Source organism: Mesorhizobium sp. P160927 (assembly GCF_057766385.1).
Window position 1 is genome coordinate 4,213,807 of record NZ_JBYMDW010000001.1, and the last position, 19,700, is coordinate 4,233,506.

The following is a 19,700-nucleotide window of genomic DNA, read 5'->3' on the forward strand; positions in this document are numbered from 1 at the left end:
ACGGAAAATTGGAGACAGAAAAATGAGCGGTGTTGCCAGTCTTGTGCCGATGGTAATCGAGCAATCGAGCCGCGGCGAACGCGCATTCGACATTTTTTCGCGGCTGCTGCGCGAGCGCATCGTCTTCGTCAACGGCGAGATCAACGACGACGTCTCGGCGCTGGTCTGCGCGCAGCTTTTGTCGCTGGAGTCGGACAATCCCGAGAAGGAGATCTCGCTCTACATCAACTCGCCGGGCGGCATGGTGACCAGCGGCTTCGCCATCTACGACACGATGCAGTATATCAGTTGCCCGGTGTCGACCGTGTGCATGGGCTTTGCGGCATCGATGGGATCGTTCCTGCTGATGGCGGGCACGGCCGGGCGCCGCATCGCACTGCCCAACGCCACTATCCTGCTGCATCAGCCGCTGGGCGGCTTCCAGGGCCAGGCTTCCGACATCCAGCGGCACGCCGAACGCATCGGCCAGACCAAACGCCACATGACCGAACTCTACGCCCAGCACTGCGGCCGCAGCTATGAAGACGTCGAGCGCACGCTCGACCGCGACCATTTCATGACCGCTCGCGAGGCCAAGGCCTGGGGCATTGTCGACCATGTGTTCGACACCCGCAAAAAGGCTGCGTAGCTGCTCGTCGAAGATTTGACGATCCCGCTCTGGTTCCGGTGGCGGCAGGCCCCTATAACAAGGGGATGACCGACACTAATCGATCAAGAACATCGCACCGTGTCACCGCCGCCTTGGTGCTTGCCATCGTTGGCCTCGTGTCCAGATCGGCACTTGCCGACGACGCCTCGTCGTCGGTCCGGAAAAGCGCCCTGCCCGGCGTAACCGGCGACTATCGCATCGCCAAGCCGGCCCCGGCGCCCGAACCCGACGACGCGTTCCCCAGCAGCGGCAACGGGCAGTTCAAGATCGGCAATACCGACGTCAGGATTTCCGGCAGCATCACCGTCGATGTCGGAGCTGGCGGGATCAAGCCACCCAGATAGGCAAAGATCGGGCCTTCCAACTGGAGCCGCCCAAAAGAACAGCCCCGCCGTGCCTTGGGCAAACGGACGGGGCTTTTCTGGATCTCAAATCCATTTTTTGCCGGGAGTGTACTGCCGGCGTTTGATTTCGGATGCTTCGCGGCATTCAGCCGACGATCCGACTAGCAGTCTCTGATTTTCAGGGATACGGCAGGTCACGGTTTGTCGGGCGGCGAAAACACCTGCCCTTGGCACTTATGCCTGCCGCGGCTCCAGTAACAACTGAAGCCCTGGGGGACTATCCGGTGGCGTCATGCTCCGCTCCTCTTGTCCGTTGCGACATTGTCGTCGTGAAGCGCAAATCGCAAATGCCTGCGGCGTCTCGCAGGCCGCCTTGGGGCGGCGAGGCCATCGATAGACGGCCGGCTTCGCTGACTTTCGAAGACTGCTCCCGTGCGTTGGCCGCGTCAACCATCAATAGCCGGTTACGGAAAAATGTGATCGCCGGGAGCCTACGTTCGGGTCAGTTTCCGCACAGCTTTGTCAGGAGCGTGTTCGGCCTTTGTTCTTTCCGCTTGCCCCCTCGCGCGAAAGGCGGTTAAACGACTTCTGTCGAGAATTGTGGCGTCTCTCGACGTGGCGGCAAAAATAACTACATAGGGAACGGTCGGGGAAACCCGCCGATCCCACAAATTCCAGATCCGAGGCGGCGACCTGATATGGCCGACCATAAATATCTTTCCATTCGCGGGGCGCGCGAACACAATCTGAAGAATGTCGATCTCGACCTGCCGCGTGACAGCTTGATCGTCATGACCGGCCTGTCGGGCTCCGGCAAATCGTCGCTCGCCTTCGACACCATCTATGCCGAAGGCCAGCGCCGCTATGTCGAGAGCCTCTCGGCCTATGCCCGGCAATTCCTCGAAATGATGCAGAAGCCGGACGTCGACCAGATCGACGGCCTGTCGCCGGCCATCTCGATCGAGCAGAAGACCACGTCGAAGAACCCGCGTTCCACGGTCGGCACCGTCACCGAGATCTACGACTATATGCGCCTTTTGTTTGCCCGCGTCGGCGTGCCCTATTCGCCGGCCACCGGCCTGCCGATCGAGAGCCAGACAGTCAGCCAGATGGTCGACCGGGTGCTGGCGGTCGAGGAAGGCACGCGCCTGTTCCTGCTGGCGCCCATCGTGCGCGGCCGCAAGGGCGAGTACCGCAAGGAACTGCTGGAGTTGCAGAAGAAGGGCTTCCAGCGCGTCAAGGTCGACGGCGTCTTCTATGAAATCGCCGATGTGCCGGCGCTGGACAAGAAATACAAGCACGACATCGATGTCGTCGTCGACCGCATCGTCGTGCGGGGCGACCTTGCCACAAGGCTTGCTGACTCCATCGAGACGGCATTGAAGCTGGCCGAGGGGCTGGCGGTGGCTGAGTTTGCCGACAAGCCGCTCGATGCCAGCCAGACTGGCGAGGATTCGGTCAACAAGTCGAAGAACGAGACGCATGAGCGCATCCTGTTCTCGGAAAAGTTCGCCTGCCCGGTCTCCGGCTTTACCATTCCGGAAATCGAGCCCAGGCTGTTCTCCTTCAACAACCCGTTTGGCGCCTGCCCGACCTGCGACGGTCTCGGCAGCCAGCGCGCCATCGACCCAAACCTTGTGGTGCCCGACGAGAACGTGTCGTTGCGCGACGGCGCCGTCAGCCCATGGGCGAAATCGACCTCGCCCTATTACTCGCAGACGCTCGAGGCATTGGGCAAGGCTTACGACTTCAAACTCGGCGACAAGTTCAAGGATCTTTCAACGTCGGCCCAGGAAGCGATCCTGCGCGGCACCGGCGAGCGCGAGATCACCTTCCAGTATGATGACGGCCTGCGCTCCTACAAGACGACCAAGACCTTCGAAGGCGTCATCCCCAATCTCGAGCGCCGCTGGAAGGAGACCGAATCCGCCTGGATGCGCGAAGAAATCGAGCGTTTCATGTCGGCAACGCCCTGCCCGGTCTGCAAGGGCTACCGGCTGAAGCCGGAGGCGCTGGCGGTGAAGATCGGCGGCAAACACATTGGCGAAGTGACGGAACAGTCGATCCGCAACGCCGACAAATGGTTCACCGACCTGCCGGCGCAGCTCAACGACAAGCAGAACGAGATCGCTGTCCGCGTCTTGAAGGAAATCCGCGAGCGTCTGCGTTTCCTCAACGATGTCGGGCTCGACTATCTCACCTTGTCGCGGAATTCCGGCACGCTGTCAGGTGGCGAAAGCCAGCGCATCCGGCTGGCCTCCCAGATCGGCTCGGGCCTGACCGGCGTGCTCTATGTGCTGGACGAGCCGTCGATCGGCCTGCACCAACGCGACAACACGCGCCTGCTCGATACGCTCAAGCATCTGCGCGACATCGGCAACACCGTGATCGTCGTCGAGCATGACGAGGACGCCATCCTGCATGCCGACTATGTCGTCGATATGGGTCCGGCCGCCGGCATCCATGGCGGCGAGATCATCGCCCAGGGCACGCCGCAGCAGGTGATGGCCAACCCCAATTCGATCACCGGCAAATATCTGTCGGGGGCGCTCGAAGTGGCAACGCCCGGCATGCGCCGCGAGGCGAAGAAAAACCGGCGGCTGAAGATCATCGGCGCGCGCGGCAACAATCTGAAGAACGTCACCGCCGAAATCCCGCTCGGCACCTTCACCGCCGTCACCGGCGTATCGGGCGGCGGCAAGTCGACCTTCCTGATCGAGACGCTGTTCAAGGCGGCCTCGCGCCGCATCATGGGTTCGCGCGAGCATCCGGCCGAGCATGACCGCATTGAGGGATTGGAGTTTCTCGACAAGGTCATCGACATCGACCAGTCGCCAATTGGGCGGACGCCGCGTTCGAACCCCGCCACCTATACCGGCGCCTTCACGCCGATCCGCGATTGGTTCGCCGGGCTACCGGAAGCGAAGGCGCGCGGCTATCAGCCGGGCCGCTTCTCCTTCAACGTCAAGGGCGGCCGCTGCGAGGCCTGCCAGGGCGACGGCGTCATCAAGATCGAGATGCACTTTTTGCCCGACGTCTACGTCACCTGCGACGTCTGCCATGGCAAGCGCTACAACAGGGAGACGCTCGACGTCCTGTTCAAGGGCAAGTCGATCGCCGACGTGCTCGACATGACCGTCGAGGAAGGCGTCGATTTCTTCGCCGCCGTGCCTGGCGTGCGCGACAAGCTGGAGACGCTGAAGCAGGTTGGGCTGGGCTACATCCACATCGGCCAGCAGGCGACGACGCTTTCCGGCGGAGAAGCGCAGCGCATCAAGCTCGCCAAGGAACTGTCGCGCAAGGCGACCGGCAAGACGCTCTACATTCTCGATGAACCGACCACCGGCCTGCATTTCCACGACGTCGCCAAGCTGTTGGAAGTGCTGCACGAACTGGTCGACCAGGGCAATACGGTGGTGGTCATCGAGCACAATCTCGAAGTGATAAAAACCGCCGACTGGGTGCTCGACCTCGGCCCCGAGGGCGGTGACGGCGGCGGCGAACTTGTCGCCTCGGGCACGCCGGAAGCGATCGTGCGCGAAAAGCGCAGCTACACCGGCCAGTTCCTCAAGGAGTTGCTGGAGCGTCGCCCCGGAGGCAAGCGCGAAGCGGCGGAGTGATGGGTAAGGATGATTCCATCACGATCCAGAGCAGCTTTGGCGTGAGGCTTGCCGGCCCCGAAGACCTCGCCGCGATCATCGCGCTGACGCAAGCCGCCTACGCTCCCTACTCCGCTATACTCGACGCACCGCCGATCCCGGTTACCGAGGAGTATGCGCCGCGTATCGCCCAAGGCGAGGTCTGGCTGCTGGAGAGTGACGGCGAACTCGCCGGAGTGATCGCGCTGGAGCGGCATGAAGATCACGCGATGATTTTCTCCGTCGCGGTGTCGCCTGCCTTCCAGGGCAAGGGGTTCGGTATTGCATTGCTGAAACACGCCGACGAGCAGGCGCGGCAGTGGGGCCTGCCGGAGATACGGCTCTACACCAACGCGAAAATGGAACGCAACATCGCGCTCTATCTTGCTTATGGTTATCGCGAAACCGGTCGCCGGCCCAATCCCTACCGGCCAGGATGGGTGCTCGTCGACATGGCGAAGGCGTTCGACACAACCTCTGCGTCGTGATCGCTGTTGACTATCGGGGGGACGGCAATGAGCAATGATGGGGATATCCGGCGTGGCATGGACGGCCGGATTTTCGGTCCTTGGATCGTGGCCCCGGGAGAAACATCGTGACCACACGGGTTCTCATGATCGCGCTCGACGGAGCGGATGGAGCCTTGGTCGACCGGGCCAGCCAGGACGGTATGCTGCCCAGTCTCACCGCGTTGCGGGCACGTGGCAGGGTCAAATATCTGACCGCACATGCGGGCGCGACGGATGATGCGCTGTGGGCCTCGTTTCAATACGCGTCCGGCATGGGTGAACACGGTCGCTATCACTATGAGCAACGGCTGCGCAGCGGCAAATTCGGCTTGGCCTGCACCGATGAGATCGACCGCGAGACGTTCTGGGAAACGGCGCCGGATCTCAGGATAGCCGTCTTCGACATTCCGAAATGCCGCCTCCCGCGACAGTTCAATGGCATCCATCTCGCCGACTGGCTTGTCCATGGACGTTATTTCCGCGACCCCAAAAGCTATCCGGCAGCGCTTGCCAATGACGTCGTCACGCGTTTCGGCGCAGCGCCGCCGAGCAGATGTGACCATGAAGGCCGATTGGACGACACCGAGGCCATGGCGGTCGTGGTCAATCTACGCCTTGCGGTCGCCCGGAAAGGTGCCGCCGCCCTGCACTATCTGGGCAGCGAAGCTTGGGATCTGTTCATTGTCGGGTTCAAGGATGCTCACTGCGCCAGCCATGCACTTTGGGATCTCGTCGACGCAGCCGATCCGAAGTTCGACCCGGCCCGCAACAGTCGGCTCGGCGCCCCAATCGACATGATTCTTGGCGACATTGATCGAGCAATCGGCGATCTCGTCTCCTCAGCCGGCCCGGACACCGAGATCGTGGTCTTCTCGACGACTGAAATGCAGCCGAACGCTACGCTGGCTCACCTGATGCCAGCAATTGTCGACCGTATGAACCGCATTCTCGGTGAAACGCATTGGACTCGGTTTATGCGCAATGTCGTGAAAGCCAGGGACCAGCACTGGTGGCCGCTTTGCGAAATGCTGCCTTACAACGAGAACTGCACGGCTCTTCGCATCAATCCATCCGTGGTTTTCAAGGATGCTGGCATTGAGATCGAGCGATTGAGACTGCTCGACCAAATTGAGTTCCTCCTGATGGAATTGAGGGACGATCAGACCAGCCAGCCGGTGATCACGCTGATCGACAGGGCGGCTCTACAGCATGCCGGCACGCGCGCGACCGAACTGCCTGATCTCTTAGTGCATTATGGCGCTGGCTTGTGCCCGGGGGCGGTGCGCTCATCCAGACTCGGACGTATTGAAGCCAAGCCACCGGGATTGAGGCCCGGCAATCACGCCCCGGGCGGCTTCCTCATTGTCGTCGGGGACAAGCTCGATGCCTCGAAGGTCATCGGCATGCAGAACCTGGGGCCGATGGCAATGAGTGTCCTCAACGGTTCTGGTGGTTTGGCAACGGACAAGAGCGGGTTTGCCGGTTTTCTTGACCCTCGTGGGACGACCGCGCACATCAAGCGACAGGGAGAAATACAATGAGCAAATCGGGAACAATCCGCGCCGGCGTGGGCGGCTGGACCTTCGAACCCTGGGACACGTCCTTCTATCCCGAGAAACTGTCGAAGGCCAAGCAACTGCACTACGCCACCCGGCAGGTGCCGAGCATCGAGGTCAACGGCACTTATTATTCGAGTTTCAAGGAGCCGACGTTCGTCAAATGGGCCAACGAGGCGCCTGACAATTTCGTCTATTCGCTGAAAGGCAACCGGTTCGTCACCAACCGGCGCGTGCTGGGCGAGGCCGCTGAATCGATGATGCGTTTCCTGGGTTCCGGCGTTGCCGCGCTCGGCGACAAGCTGGGACCGATCCTATGGCAGTTCGCGCCGACCAAGAAGTTCGATCCGGACGATTTCGAGGCGTTTCTGAAGCTGCTGCCGGAAAAGCAGGACGGTGTCGCGCTGCGCCACGCGCTGGAGGTGCGCAACGACAGTTTCATCGTGCCGGAGTTCCCAGCGCTCGCCCGCAAGTACAAGGCGGCGATCGTCTATGCCGACCATGCCAAATATCCTGACATCGCCGACATCACTGGCGATTTCATCTATGCGCGGCTGCAGACCGGCAGCGACGACAATCCTGATTGCTATACGCCAAAGGGCCTCGACGAATGGGCGGCGCGGGCCAAGGTCTGGGCGGTAGGCAAGCAGCCCGCCGATCTGCGGCGCGCCGACCCCGCCACCGACGCCCCGGTCCAGCCGCGCGACGTGTTCGTCTACTTCATCAGCGAGGGCAAGGTGCGGGCGCCGTTCGGGGCGATGGCATTGATGAAGCGGGTAGCCGACTGAAAGGGCGTCGGTCGGTTTCCAGCTACACACAATAAGCACATAGCCTGTGCGTATTGAGCGTAGCAAAGCGCCTGTTCCTGGGCATCTTCGCCACGATCGTAACCTTATCGACACTTCCTTGCCGCATGAATGCGCCGACGCCAAGCCGCGGAGCTGGGACCGCCGCCGGCAGGGAAAGAGGGCATGTCGCTCGACTACACTTCGCTTCTGCTGGCCGTCGGTTTCTCTGCCGTTTGCCTCAGCCTGACATTGTTCGGGATGTGGCTGACCGCCCGCTCGGAAAAATTCCTGCTGACATGGGCGATCAGCCTGGTGTTCGTGGTCGGCGATATTTTTATTTATGACGCCTATATCGAGATGCCGGGACGCCTGCTCGGCATCGCGACCTCGGCGTTTCTGCTGATCGGCTTTTCGGCCATGCTGGGTGCGGCCTATCAGTTCCGAACCGGCGGCTCGCCACTGCCGCGGGCCGTGTGGGGGTGCTATTCGCTCGCGATAGCATTGCCCCCCATGGCCCTGGGTTATGATGGCCTCGGCTTCATGGCGGAGAACATGTTTGCCGCCGTGCTCCTGTTCGTCACGGCGTTCGAATACTGGAAGGGCCGTGATGAAGCACCCGCCCTGACGATCGGCATCACTGCGCTCTATTCGGCCACGGCCACCTCCTTCGGGCTCTGCGCCATGGTTCTCGCCTGGGAAGGAAAACTGGTGCTCGGACATGCACCAAGCAATTGGGCCGAGGAACTCAGCCTCATCGTGGTTATCGCCAGCATGACAGGCATTGGCGCGCTCTCGCTTGCCCTCAATCAGGGGCGTCTGGCGAGGCACCACCATCGCGACGCCCAGACGGATTCCCTGACTGGCCTGCTCAACCGGCGAGCGCTGTTCGACATGCATGGCCATGTCCCGGTCGGCGCCTTTACAGCGGTGGTCGTCTTCGACCTCGACAACTTCAAAACCATCAACGACGAATTCGGCCATGCGGCGGGCGATGAAGTGCTGAGGGTGTTCGCCAACGAGTTGACAGCCAACCTTCGGCCGGCCGACGTCGCAGCGCGCATGGGCGGCGAGGAATTCGCGCTGGTGCTGAAGCGCACGCTGCCGGAGACCGTCGAGCAAGCAGCCGAGCGCATCCGGGCGGCTTTCGCGACGCGACTGATAGAAACCGAAGCCGGTTCCCTCACCTGTACGGTCAGCGCCGGATTTGCGTTTGGCAGCAAAGAGGGGATCAGCCTGGACAAGGTGCTCAGCGCCGCCGACAAGGCGCTCTATGACGCCAAGCGCGGAGGCCGCAACCGCGTCACCGCCTCTCCATTCCGACGCGCGAGCTAAACGCGCGTATCATGCCAAGCCAGCCAGGCGACATGCATTAGGCCGCCATGACGATTTCATTGAAGGTATCGAGGTCGACATAGAAGACCTTGGTGATCTCCTCGATCAGGTCGTCGTAGTCACAGCCCTGTGACCTCAGAATGTTGATGGCGGCGATGATGTCGACGCGTTCGGTAAGCCGCCGCTTCTGGTAGTCTTCGACGTAACGTTCCATGGCAGTCCCTTAGCCTGTGTGCCCAAACGCGTTTGAACGACAATCAGATCGGGAAGCTAGGAAGCCTTGCTTGCGTGGAACTTGCAGGGCCTTTGCCGCGCCGCGATCCGTGATAACCAGACTGATACGGAAACGGCCGACTCACAAAGCCACGGAAAGACTAGCATGCGATGTTGCATGTGCCAGAGACGCAGATGATGGATGTAAGAAATATTGGACTTGCCAATAAACTTGAAATCTTCAATGAAGTCTGGTGCCGATTCTAGACCGTGAGGAATTTGCGGACATCAGCCCGGTCTAAATCTTCCGCCGGGCCGGTGTGGACGATCAGGCCGCGATCCATGATGTTGACCTCGTCGGCGAGTTCGCGGCAGAAATCGAGATACTGTTCGACCAGAAGCACCGCAATGCCGGCCTGGTCGCGCAGGTAGCGTATGGCGCGGCCGATATCCTTGATGACGGAGGGCTGGATGCCTTCGGTCGGCTCGTCGAGCACCAGCAGCTTCGGTCGCATCACGAGTGCCCTGCCGATGGCGAGCTGCTGTTGCTGACCGCCGGAGAGATCGCCGCCACGGCGGCCAAGCATCTGCTTGAGCACTGGAAACAGCTCGAAGACGTGCGCCGGCACGTTACGGTCGGCGCGCTTCAAGGGCGCGAAGCCGGATTCGAGATTTTCCCGCACGCTGAGCAGCGGAAAGATCTCCCTGCCCTGCGGCACGAATGCGATGCCCGACCGGGCGCGGTCATACGCCGCGCTCCGGTCGAGCGCCTTCCCCTCGAAGGCAACGCTTCCGCTCGTCAACCTGTGGTGGCCGACGATCGATCTCATCAAACTGGTCTTGCCGACGCCGTTGCGGCCGAGCACGCAGGTGATTTTGCCCGCACCCGCCTTCAGCGACACCCCGCGCAACGCCTGAGCGGCGCCGTAGTGGAGCGTGGCATTGGAAACCTCGAGCATGTCAGCCCCTTCTCCAGAACCGAAGAAACGACATGTCGAAGCGATGGAATTGAACCCGCCAATGCATGCTCATCTCCCCAGATAGACTTCGACGACGCGCTCGTCGGCCGAAACGAAATCGAGCGTCCCTTCCGAGAGCACCGAGCCCTCATGCAGGCAGGTAACCTTGACGCCGAGTTCGCGGACGAAATGCATGTCGTGCTCGACGACAATGACCGAGTGGTCGCGGGCGATATCCCTGAGCAGCCGCGCGGTCTCCTCGGTCTCGGCATCGGTCATGCCGGCAACCGGCTCGTCGACCAGAAGCAGCTTCGGGTCCTGCGCCAGCAGCATGCCGATTTCGAGCCATTGTTTCTGGCCGTGGCTTAGATTGGCGGCGAATTCGCGGCGCTTGTCGCCCAACCGGATGATGCCAAGGATATTATCGATCTGCCGCGCCTCGGCGGGCGATTGGCGATGGAACAGCGCCGGGAAAATCGAACGCGGACCCTTCATCGCCAGCATCAGGTTTTCTTCGATCGTGTGGCTTTCGAAAACGGTCGGCTTCTGGAATTTGCGGCCGATGCCCATCATGGCGATCTCGGCTTCATCATGCCTTGTGAGATCTACCTGGCCGTCGAAGAACACTTCGCCTTCGTCCGGCCTCGTCTTGCCGGTGACGATGTCCATCATCGTCGTCTTGCCGGCGCCGTTGGGGCCGATGATGGCGCGCATCTCGCCCTTGTCGAGCACCAGGGACAGATTGTTGATGGCGCGAAAGCCGTCGAAGGACACCGAGACGCCGTCAAGATAGAGGATAGTGTTGGATTTGCTCATGGGCGCTTACTCCGCCGCCTGCGGTTCGGGGTCGGACAAGGACCATTCGCCTGGATTTCGCGCTGGCGAGCGGACAGGCTTGGATGTCGCGGACGCGATGCCAACCTCGGTGCCGGCTTCTTCAGCCAGGGACGCCACGCGCAGCGCCCTGGCATTGCCACGCCAGCTGTCCCACATGCCTATGATGCCCTTGGGCAGGAGCAAGGTGACGGCGACGAACAGGCCGCCGAGCGCGAACAGCCAGAATTCCGGCAGCACCCCGGTGAACCAGGATTTGCCAGCATTGACCAGCAACGCGCCGATGATCGGCCCGACAATAGTGCCGCGGCCGCCGACCGCCGCCCAGATCACCACCTCGATCGAATTGGACGGCTCGAATTCGCCTGGATTGATGATGCCGACCTGCGGCACATAGAGTGCGCCGGCAATGCCTGCCATGACGGCCGAAACGGTGAAAGCGAACAGCTTTACGTTCTCGGCCCGCCAGCCGAGGAAGCGCGTGCGGCTCTCGGCGTCGCGCACGGCCATCAGCAGCTTGCCGTATTTGGAGCCGACGATCGCCCAGGTGATGAAAACGGCGAGTGCCAGCATCACCGCGCTGGCCGCGAACAGTGCCGAACGCGTCGTATCGGCCTGCACGTTGAAGCCCAGGATATCCTTGAAATCGGTCAGGCCGTTATTGCCTCCGAAACCCATGTCGTTGCGGAAGAAGGCAAGCAGCAGCGCATAGGTCATCGCCTGGGTGATGATGGAGAGGTAGACACCTGTGACCCGGCTGCGGAAGGCGAACCAGCCGAAGATGAAGGCAAGCAGGCCGGGCACCGCCAGCACCATGATGGCGGCAAACCAGAAATGGTCGAAACCGGTCCAGAACCAGGGCAATTCCTTGTAGTTCAGGAACACCATGAAATCGGGCAGGATCGGGTTGCCGTAGACGCCGCGCGAGCCGATCTGGCGCATCAGATACATTCCCATCGCATAGCCGCCGAGCGCGAAGAAGGCGCCGTGGCCGAGCGAGAGGATGCCGCAATAGCCCCAGACCAGATCGAGCGAGAGCGCCAGCAGCGCATAGCAGAGATATTTGCCGGTCAGCGCCACGATATAGGACGGAATGTAGAAGGCGCTTGTCGGCGAGACGGCTAGGTTAAGCACCGGCACGATTATAGCCACTGCCAGCAGGATGAAGATGGTGATGCCGATGCGGCGGTCCGCGCCAGCGGCAAAGAATGGTCCCGATATCATGCTTCCACCGCCCTGCCCTTGAGCGCGAACAGGCCGCGCGGGCGCTTCTGGATGAACAGAATGATCAGCACCAGCACGACGATCTTGCCGAGCACCGCGCCGGCATATGGCTCGAGAACCTTGTTGACGATGCCGAGCGAAAAGGCGCCGACCAGTGTACCCCAGAGATTGCCGACACCGCCGAAGACGACCACCATGAAGCTGTCGATGATGTAGCCGCGACCAAGATTGGGCGAGACGTTGTCGATCTGGCTGAGCGCGACGCCGGCGATGCCGGCGATGCCGGATCCCAGCGCGAAGGTCAGCGCGTCGACCCAGGGCGTCCTGATGCCCATCGAGGCGGCCATGCGGCGGTTGGCGGTGACGGCGCGCATCTGCAGCCCCCAGGGCGTGCGCTTCATCACATAGAGCAACATGCCGAACACCGTGAGCGCGAACACCAGAATCCACAGACGGTTCCAGGTGATGGCCAGTTGTCCGACGTCGAAGGAGCCGGACATCCAGGACGGATTGCCGACCTCCTGGTTGGTCGGTCCGAAGATCGAGCGCACCGCCTGCTGCAGGATGAGCGAGACGCCCCAGGTCGCCAGCAGCGTCTCCAGCGGCCGGCCGTACAGGAACCGGATCACGCCGCGCTCGATGATGAGACCGACGAATGCCGCGACCAGGAAGGCGAGCGGCAGCGCGATCACCAGCGACCAGTCGAACAGGCCGGGAAAGGACGTCCGGATCACCTGCTGGACGACAAAGGTCGTATAGGCGCCAAGCATCACCATCTCGCCATGCGCCATGTTGATGACGCCCATGACGCCGAATGTGATGGCAAGCCCGATCGCGGCCAGCAGCAGCACCGAACCCAGCGAAATCCCGTACCAGATGTTCTGTCCGGCATCCCACAAGGCCAGCGTCGAATTGATGTTGGCGATCGTTGCCGTCGCCGCGTCCTTGACCGCGCCGGAGGCACTGGCCTCGACCGAAGTGAGTAGCGAAACCGCGTCGCGGTCGCCACGCGCGCCGATCAGGGCGACCGCGGCGAGTTTGTCGGTCTCGGGCCTGTCGGAAACAAGCACCGAGGCCGCGCGGGCCTGTTCGAGCAGAGCCTTGACGCTGGCCACGGTCTCGCTGGCGATTGCCGTGTCGAGTGGCTCGATGTTGGCTGCATCGGGCGTCTTGAACATGGTGCCGGCGGCGGCCAGCCGCACGGCCGGATCCTTGGCGCCAAGCGTCAACGTGCCGAGCGCATCGCGGATAACGCGGCGCAGCGTGTTGTTGACCTTGATCTTGGCGACGTCGTCCTTGGCAGCCTCGCCCGATGCTTCGCTGCTGAGCGGATCGAAAAGCTGGACGCTTTCGCCGGCTTCCTTGCCAACAAAGACCAGGGAATCGGCTTCGCGGATATAGAGATTGCCGTCGGCGAGTGCCGAAAGCGGGTGTTCGACCAAGGAATCGCCGGTGGCGGCGAGGTCATGCACGACGGCTCCGATCTCGGAAAAGCCCTTGGCGGTAGCGAACTTGGCGATGATGGCGCGCAGATCGGCTTCGCCTGCGTCCGACGACGACAGTGTCGCCAGCAGGAACAACAGCGTCAGGCCAATCGTGCGGATCAAGGTCATCGGCTTGTGTTAATCCCTGAAGGTTTGAAATGGCGCGTCCGGACAGTGGAGGAAACCGTCCGGACGCGTGCGGTCTTGGGCGTGAAGGCCCAGCCCGGGAGGATCAGTTTGTGCCCTTGCCGCCGCACTTGCCGGTGGCAACGTTGAAGTTGCCGCACGACAGCGGCTTGCGCCAATCGGAGATCAAATCCTTGGAGTCCGGCAGGTAGTCGGACCATTCGTCGCCCATCACAAGGCCCGGCGTGCGCGAAACCGTTTCGAACTGGCCGTCAGCCTGGATTTCGCCGATCAGCACCGGCTTGGTGATGTGATGGTTCGGCATCATCGTCGAGTAGCCGCCGGTCAGGTTCGGCACGGAAACGCCGATCATGGCATCGATGACCTTGTCTGGATCGGTGGTGCCGGCCTTCTCGACCGCCTTGACCCACATGTTGAAGCCGATGTAATGGGCTTCCATCGGGTCGTTGGTGGTGCGCTTGTTATTTTTGATGAACTTGTGCCAGTTGGCGATGAACTTTTTGTTCTCAGGCGTGTTGACGCTCTCGAAATAGTTCCAGGCGGCGAGATGGCCGACCAGAGGCTTGGTGTCGAGACCGGCAAGCTCTTCCTCGCCAACCGAGAAGGCCATGACCGGGATATCCTCGGCCTTGATGCCCTGGTTGCCGAGTTCCTTGTAGAACGGCACGTTGGCATCGCCATTGACGGTCGATACGACGGCGGTCTTCTTGCCGGCCGAGCCGAATTTCTTGATCGCCGAGACTTCGGTCTGCCAGTCGGAGAAGCCGAACGGCGTATAGTTGACCATGATGTCTTCGGCCGCGACGCCCTTGGCCTTCAGATAGGCTTCGAGGATCTTGTTGGTGGTTCGTGGATAGACGTAGTCGGTGCCTTCGAGCACCCAGCGCTTCACCGAACCGCCATCCTCGCTCATCAGGTAATCGACGGCGGGAATGGCCTGCTGGTTCGGCGCGGCACCCGTGTAGAAGACGTTGCGCTCGCTTTCCTCGCCCTCATACTGGACCGGATAGAACAGGATATTGTTGAGTTCGGAGAACACCGGCAGCACCGACTTGCGCGACACCGAGGTCCAGCAGCCGAACACCGCGGCGACCTTGTCCTTCGAGATCAGCTCACGCGCCTTTTCGGCGAACAGCGGCCAGTTGGAAGCCGGATCGACGACGACGGCTTCAAGCTTCTTGCCGAGCAGGCCACCCTTTGCGTTCTGCTCGTCGATGAGCATCAGCATGGCGTCCTTCAGCGTCGTCTCCGAAATCGCCATCGTGCCCGACAGCGAATGAAGAATGCCGACATTGATCGTATCATCGGCGGCCCTGGCCGGAGCAGACATCATCAGGCCGGCGGCAACTACGCTCGCCGAGAACATTTTTGCTATTGTCGAGAAATTACCCCTCATACGGAAGACTCCCAAGCTGGTTGATTGCACCGCGACTATGCAATGCAACCCCCGTGCCAACCGCTTTAGGCATGCCGAAACACACAGAATAGCCCAACGTTATCAGCGCGTTGCTATATTGGATTGAATCAAACAAAGAGAGCCGGTTAAAAATTGATTGAGGGAAATTTACGCAACGCATAAAGCATATGCCTAAGTTTTGCCCATTTTCCCCACATGCCTATATTTTGACCTTAGAGGCAGATCGCCGACGGCAAATGTTGCGGCGCGACGCAAAAATAGGGCAAGCTTGGTCGTTCAAGCGGACGGCATCATGACATCAACCATTTCACGCATATTCATCGGCATAGTGACTCTGGCGGCGGCAACCGGAGCCGCCCGAGCCGACTTCAGCGAGGGCAGGATGCCCGACGGCATCTACCACTGCGAGGCCTACCTGCTCGGCATGTTCCTCAACCTCGGCGACATCACCATAAAGGGAAATGTCTACAGCGGCCCGGTCACGTTCGGGACCGCGCAGCAGGGCTACAACTACCAGATGGATGCAAACGGCGTGATCTCCTGGTTGGGACCGGTTGGCGGTTACACCACCGGCGGCAACTCGCTCTCGCTCACCCAGGCAACGCTGGACGGCCAGAGTCCGCCCTCCTTCGACATCATCATGAAACAGCCCGACGGCGCCTTCACCGCCACGACTTGCACCAGGGGAAGCAATCAGTAGATCTTCCTGGCAACGACACCACCTCGGTCCGCAATCCTGCCCGCCTTCTCATGTCATCTGGATGTTACCAAGGACGGCCAGCCGGTCGGCGCGATATAGTCGGCCTGGCGGATCGCCAGCGAGACGCCGTCGGCGGCCTTCTCGCTCATCCGGTTGGTGCCGAGATTGTGCGTCGAGGGATAGGGTGGCGTCGGGAAGGTGCGTGTGGCGCCGACCGCATCGTAAAGCGCCGTGGCCTGCTTGTAGGCATGATTGCGCATTGCCGTGTCGTTGGCATGGTCGTCGAAATGCACATCGGCGATCGGCATGCCGTGCTCGTCCTTCTCGTCGCCATGCAGCGTGATGCGGTTCTCCTCGCGGGGCATGTCCTCACCGACGATCCACAGGCCGGCCATGTGGTCTAGTGGTCGAGCGCGGTGGTGAAGGAACGCCCCCAGCCGCCATGGAGGAGGTGTTGAAGCGAGAGGCCGCCTAGCGCCCTTCCGTGGCGACTTCGAGCGCGAGCCGGCTCATGTCGGTGAAAAGCGCCTGGCGTTCGGAATAGTCGGTCTGTTCGCCGGTAAGCAGATTGTCGACGACGGTCAGCAGCGACAATGCCCTCGCGCCGAAATGGGCCGATATGCGATAGAGAGCGCTGGTTTCCATATCTACTGCCAGCGCCCCGAGCGCCCTTGCGTCGGCATAGCGGGCACGCGCTTCAGGATGGTAGAATATGTCGGTGCAGGCTGTCAGGCCGGCGTGGTGGTCGATGCCAAGTGCGGCTGCCTTGGTCAATGCGCAAGCCAGCAGCGCCGGATCCGGGCCAGCATCGGCTTCGTAAAGGCCAAAGACCTGACCGCTCTCGGTATTTTCAGGCCGTGCCGATTGCGAGATCACAAGGCTGCGCAGCTTTGCCTCGGCCCTCAGGCTGCCGCAGGTACCGGTGCGGATCAGTGTTCGGACGCCATAAAAGTCAAGCAGTTCATGGGCGTAGATCAGGAACGATGAAACACCGATGCCCGTCGCCTGAATGCTGACAGGCTTGCCGCGAAACAAGCCGGTAAAGCCGAGAGCGCCGCGTCGGCGATTGACGCAGGCCGGCGCGTCCAAGAATGTCCGCGCCATCCACGCCGCGCGCTCCGGGTCGCCCGGCAACAAAACTGTGTCGGCGTAATCGCCTTTGCCTGCCTCGATGTGTGGCGTCAACAGCCGCTCCCCAAGCCCGCCTGCTGTATTTTCAAGAATCATGGCGTTGTTACGGCGTCGTGCAAGGGCGCCGCATTGGAAGCACCTAGGATTCAAGGACATCCTTGACGATCGTGGCCAGTTGCTTCAGCGAAAACGGCTTTGGCAGGAAGCCGAACTGCGCCTCCGCCGGCAGGTTCCTGGCAAAAGCGTCCTCGGCGTAGCCGGAGACGAAGACGAACTTGATGTCCGGCTGGCGTTTGCGCAACTCACCGAGCAGGGTCGGTCCGTCCATTTCCGGCATCACCACGTCGGAAACGACGATGTCGACCTTGCCGCCCAGCGCTTCGAACACTTCCAGCGCCTCGACGCCCGAGGATGCCTCGTGAACGGTATAGCCGCGCGAGGTCAGTGCCCGCATGCCGCCCATGCGCACGGCGTCCTCATCCTCGACCAGCAGGACCGTCGCCGACCCGGACAGATCCTTGGTGCTATCGGCCAGTTTGACTGCCGCTGCCGCCGGCGCTTCACCGGCTTCGGCTGCGGTTTTCGCTTCCATGATGTGACGCGGCAGGAAGATGCGGAAGGTCGACCCCTTGCCGACTTCGGAATCGCAGAAAATGAAGCCGCCGGTCTGCTTGATGATACCGTAGACCATGGACAGACCAAGGCCCGTGCCCTTGCCGACCTCCTTTGTGGTGAAGAACGGCTCGAAGATCTTCTTCAGCACGTCGGGCGCGATGCCTGAACCGGTATCCTCGACTTCGACCACCACATAGTCGGCGGCCGCGAGTTCGCGATAGGGAAAGGTCTTGCATTCCTCGGCGGTCACGTTGCGGGTGCGCACGGTGAGATCGCCGCCGGCCGGCATCGCGTCGCGCGCGTTGACCGCCAGGTTGACCACCACTTGCTCGAACTGCCCGATATCGACCTTGACCGGCCACAAGTCGCGGCCATGGTCGACCTTGAGCTTGATGTCGTTGCCGACCAGTCGGGCAAGCAGCATCCTGAGATCGGCGAGCACGTCGGTGAGGTTCAGCACTTCCGGCCGCAGCGTCTGCTTGCGCGAGAAGGCCAGCAACTGCCTGACCAGGGAGGCGGCGCGATTGGCGTTCTGCTTGATGTTCATGATGTCGGGGAAGGACGGATCCGACGGCCGGTGATTGGTCAAAAGCAGGTCGGACGCCATGATGATGGCGGTCAGCACATTGTTGAAGTCGTGCGCGATGCCACCGGCGAGCTGGCCGACGGCCTGCATCTTCTGGCTTTGCGCCATCTGCCCTTCGAGCGCCTTCTGCTCGGTTGTCTCGACGGCGTAGACGATGGCCGCTTCCTCGGCCCCTTCGCCGCCGGTGCCATCGGCCACGGCGTTGACGTAGAAACGGATATGCCGCTCATCATTGCCGGGCAGCACGGTCTCGATTGGATCGATGTCGGCCTGCCGCTGCCGGGCTTTCTCGAACGCCGCCGCAAAGGCCGGCCGGTCGCGCTCATGGATCACCGTGTCGAGCCGCACGCGGCGATCCACGGCATCGCGATCGACCACCGAGGAAAACAGCGACAGGAACGGCGCGTTGGTGCGCAGGATGCGTCCGCTGGCATCGACACCGGCAATCGCCATCGGTGTCGAGTTGAAAAAGCGGGTGAAGCGCACTTCCGAGGCGCGCAAGTCGGCCGAGGCATCCTCGCCCTGTGTGCGGTTGAGCACGATGGTGCGGGTTGGCCCGCCGACGCCCTCACGGCTGGCCGAAACGCGATGCATGAAGCGCACCGGCAGCGCCTCGCCGGTCATCGTCGTCAAATCGAGATCGATGACCGCATTGCGCGTCGTGCCGGGGTCCGCCTTGACGGAGCGCACCAGCGCCATGCCGTCACCGGCAACAATATCCGGCAAGGCGACGGCACCGGGGGTGAAGCTGGCGAGATCGATGCCCAGCCATCCGGCGAGCGTGGCGTTGATGTAGGTGACGCGGCCGTCCTGGTCGGCCGAAAAGAAACCGGCCGGCGCGTGGTCGAGGTGGTCGATTGCCTTCTGCAGATCGAGGAAGAAACGCTCCTGCTCGGCCCGCTCTTGCGAAATGTCGGCGAGCTGCCAGGCCAGCATCGGCAGCCGCTGGCCCGGAACGCTGAACGCGCGGGCGCGTGCCCGGTACCAGCGCGCGCCCGGTTCGGCCCCGGGCCGGATCGATTGCGCGAGCCGGAACTCGCCGTCGCCCGGCTGCCCGTCACGCAAGCCGGACGCCAGCCGGTAAATGGTCACCGAGGCTTCGGGGACATCGGAGAGCAATCCTTCGACCGTCTTCAGGTCAGCGGCCGACGAGGCGCCGGTCATATCGGCATAGGCGCGGTTGGCGTAGACGACACGACCCTTGGTGTCCGTGACCAGCAGGCCCTGCGACATCGAATCGACGAAGGCCTTGGACAGTTCGTCGCCCGTCGAGCGCGGTGTGATCTGCACGAAGCCGATCGCGGTCGCGAACAGGAAGCCGACACCGATCATCGCCAGTACGCCGAGCATGCCGAGCAAGAACGGATCGCCGAGGCGCTCGCGGAAAAAGCCGAAGACGATTGCGGCGCCCGTCAGGACGACGATGAAGATGATAAGCCGGGTGACCGCGCCCGGTCGCGTATTCTGGTCGACGATCGGTGCCGGATAGAAATCGCCGCGCGCTTCCTTGGCCATATGCCCCCTGCTCATGAAATCCGATGTTCCGACACCCGCCCCCAATGCATGTCGCCCAA

Annotated in this window: 15 protein-coding genes and 2 pseudogenes; 8 read left to right on the forward strand and 9 right to left on the reverse strand. The window is 61.9% G+C overall.

From position 1 onward, the window contains the following. The first annotated feature begins 22 nt into the window (after positions 1 to 22). The 7 genes from AC3CB8_RS20640 (at position 23) to AC3CB8_RS20670 (ending at position 8,816) form a co-directional block, all read left to right on the forward strand. The gene (locus AC3CB8_RS20640; protein ID WP_023773880.1) at positions 23 to 628 is read left to right on the forward strand and encodes an ATP-dependent Clp protease proteolytic subunit; all 606 of its coding nucleotides are present in this window, start codon (positions 23 to 25) and stop codon (positions 626 to 628) included. Between the two features lie 65 nt (positions 629 to 693). Next, positions 694 to 993, forward strand: coding sequence for a hypothetical protein (locus AC3CB8_RS20645; RefSeq protein WP_023783992.1), 300 nt, complete (start codon positions 694 to 696; stop codon positions 991 to 993). 698 nt (positions 994 to 1,691) lie between these two features. Next, positions 1,692 to 4,613, forward strand: a complete 2,922-nt coding sequence (gene uvrA / locus AC3CB8_RS20650; protein ID WP_023795228.1) for an excinuclease ABC subunit UvrA — start codon at positions 1,692 to 1,694, stop codon at positions 4,611 to 4,613. Further along, positions 4,613 to 5,119 carry a GNAT family N-acetyltransferase gene (locus tag AC3CB8_RS20655; protein ID WP_352565376.1) on the forward strand — a complete coding sequence of 169 codons (507 nt, stop codon included), beginning with the start codon at positions 4,613 to 4,615 and terminating at the stop codon, positions 5,117 to 5,119. Before uvrA ends, AC3CB8_RS20655 begins: the two co-directional genes overlap by 1 nt. A 107-nt stretch (positions 5,120 to 5,226) precedes the next feature. Further along, positions 5,227 to 6,681: a hypothetical protein gene (locus AC3CB8_RS20660; protein WP_352565305.1), complete on the forward strand. Its 1,455-nt coding sequence runs from the start codon at positions 5,227 to 5,229 to the stop codon at positions 6,679 to 6,681. Next, complete coding sequence (locus AC3CB8_RS20665; protein ID WP_352565303.1) at positions 6,678 to 7,484, forward strand: DUF72 domain-containing protein; 807 nt, start codon at positions 6,678 to 6,680, stop codon at positions 7,482 to 7,484. Before AC3CB8_RS20660 ends, AC3CB8_RS20665 begins: the two co-directional genes overlap by 4 nt. A gap of 183 nt (positions 7,485 to 7,667) precedes the next feature. Further along, complete coding sequence (locus AC3CB8_RS20670) at positions 7,668 to 8,816, forward strand: GGDEF domain-containing protein (protein ID WP_023773886.1); 1,149 nt, start codon at positions 7,668 to 7,670, stop codon at positions 8,814 to 8,816. A 37-nt stretch (positions 8,817 to 8,853) separates the two neighbouring features. On the opposite strand, the gene AC3CB8_RS20675 is transcribed toward AC3CB8_RS20670, so the two are convergent. The 6 genes and pseudogenes from AC3CB8_RS20675 to urtA form a co-directional block, all read right to left on the reverse strand. Continuing rightward, positions 8,854 to 9,030: a hypothetical protein gene (locus AC3CB8_RS20675; protein WP_013531844.1), complete on the reverse strand. Its 177-nt coding sequence runs from the start codon at positions 9,028 to 9,030 to the stop codon at positions 8,854 to 8,856. Between the two features lie 262 nt (positions 9,031 to 9,292). Beyond that, the gene (gene urtE, locus AC3CB8_RS20680) at positions 9,293 to 9,988 is read right to left on the reverse strand and encodes an urea ABC transporter ATP-binding subunit UrtE (RefSeq protein WP_023773887.1); all 696 of its coding nucleotides are present in this window, start codon (positions 9,986 to 9,988) and stop codon (positions 9,293 to 9,295) included. Positions 9,989 to 10,057: 69 nt separating this feature from the next. Further along, positions 10,058 to 10,804: an urea ABC transporter ATP-binding protein UrtD gene (gene urtD / locus AC3CB8_RS20685; RefSeq protein WP_023773888.1), complete on the reverse strand. Its 747-nt coding sequence runs from the start codon at positions 10,802 to 10,804 to the stop codon at positions 10,058 to 10,060. 6 nt (positions 10,805 to 10,810) lie between these two features. Further along, positions 10,811 to 12,046 (reverse strand): urea ABC transporter permease subunit UrtC, encoded by a 1,236-nt coding sequence (gene urtC / locus AC3CB8_RS20690; RefSeq protein WP_352565300.1) that lies wholly within the window; start codon positions 12,044 to 12,046, stop codon positions 10,811 to 10,813. Continuing rightward, the gene (urtB, locus tag AC3CB8_RS20695; RefSeq protein WP_023795234.1) at positions 12,043 to 13,659 is read right to left on the reverse strand and encodes an urea ABC transporter permease subunit UrtB; all 1,617 of its coding nucleotides are present in this window, start codon (positions 13,657 to 13,659) and stop codon (positions 12,043 to 12,045) included. Before urtB ends, urtC begins: the two co-directional genes overlap by 4 nt. A gap of 103 nt (positions 13,660 to 13,762) precedes the next feature. Then, a pseudogene (urtA, locus tag AC3CB8_RS20700) lies at positions 13,763 to 14,995 on the reverse strand (urea ABC transporter substrate-binding protein); the annotation flags it as partial. A 391-nt stretch (positions 14,996 to 15,386) separates the two neighbouring features. Between urtA and AC3CB8_RS20705 the strand changes: the two are divergent. Then, on the forward strand, positions 15,387 to 15,794 hold the full coding sequence (locus tag AC3CB8_RS20705) for a hypothetical protein (RefSeq protein WP_023783984.1): 408 nt from the start codon (positions 15,387 to 15,389) through the stop codon (positions 15,792 to 15,794). Positions 15,795 to 15,847: 53 nt separating this feature from the next. Here AC3CB8_RS20705 and AC3CB8_RS20710 read toward each other — a convergent pair. From AC3CB8_RS20710 to cckA, 3 genes and pseudogenes are all read right to left on the reverse strand, one after another. After that, positions 15,848 to 16,236 (reverse strand): annotated as a pseudogene (locus AC3CB8_RS20710) (GMC oxidoreductase); the annotation flags it as partial. Positions 16,237 to 16,265: 29 nt separating this feature from the next. Continuing rightward, positions 16,266 to 16,979 carry a purine-nucleoside phosphorylase gene (locus tag AC3CB8_RS20715; RefSeq protein WP_352565298.1) on the reverse strand — a complete coding sequence of 238 codons (714 nt, stop codon included), beginning with the start codon at positions 16,977 to 16,979 and terminating at the stop codon, positions 16,266 to 16,268. A gap of 85 nt (positions 16,980 to 17,064) precedes the next feature. Then, positions 17,065 to 19,641: a cell cycle histidine kinase CckA gene (cckA, locus tag AC3CB8_RS20720; protein ID WP_023783981.1), complete on the reverse strand. Its 2,577-nt coding sequence runs from the start codon at positions 19,639 to 19,641 to the stop codon at positions 17,065 to 17,067. Between the last annotated feature and the right edge of the window lie 59 nt (positions 19,642 to 19,700).

Bases quoted from the DNA above. Each gene is read 5' to 3' on its own strand.
- AC3CB8_RS20705 (WP_023783984.1), top strand. From the start codon at position 15,387: ATGACATCAACCATTTCACGCATATTCATCGGCATAGTGACTCTGGCG.
- cckA (WP_023783981.1), bottom strand. From the start codon at position 19,641: ATGGCCAAGGAAGCGCGCGGCGATTTCTATCCGGCACCGATCGTCGAC.
- AC3CB8_RS20670 (WP_023773886.1), top strand. From the start codon at position 7,668: ATGTCGCTCGACTACACTTCGCTTCTGCTGGCCGTCGGTTTCTCTGCC.
- urtD (WP_023773888.1), bottom strand. From the start codon at position 10,804: ATGAGCAAATCCAACACTATCCTCTATCTTGACGGCGTCTCGGTGTCC.
- urtC (WP_352565300.1), bottom strand. From the start codon at position 12,046: ATGATATCGGGACCATTCTTTGCCGCTGGCGCGGACCGCCGCATCGGC.
- AC3CB8_RS20655 (WP_352565376.1), top strand. From the start codon at position 4,613: ATGGGTAAGGATGATTCCATCACGATCCAGAGCAGCTTTGGCGTGAGG.
- AC3CB8_RS20645 (WP_023783992.1), top strand. From the start codon at position 694: ATGACCGACACTAATCGATCAAGAACATCGCACCGTGTCACCGCCGCC.
- urtB (WP_023795234.1), bottom strand. From the start codon at position 13,659: ATGACCTTGATCCGCACGATTGGCCTGACGCTGTTGTTCCTGCTGGCG.
- uvrA (WP_023795228.1), top strand. From the start codon at position 1,692: ATGGCCGACCATAAATATCTTTCCATTCGCGGGGCGCGCGAACACAAT.
- AC3CB8_RS20665 (WP_352565303.1), top strand. From the start codon at position 6,678: ATGAGCAAATCGGGAACAATCCGCGCCGGCGTGGGCGGCTGGACCTTC.
- AC3CB8_RS20640 (WP_023773880.1), top strand. From the start codon at position 23: ATGAGCGGTGTTGCCAGTCTTGTGCCGATGGTAATCGAGCAATCGAGC.
- AC3CB8_RS20675 (WP_013531844.1), bottom strand. From the start codon at position 9,030: ATGGAACGTTACGTCGAAGACTACCAGAAGCGGCGGCTTACCGAACGC.
- urtE (WP_023773887.1), bottom strand. From the start codon at position 9,988: ATGCTCGAGGTTTCCAATGCCACGCTCCACTACGGCGCCGCTCAGGCG.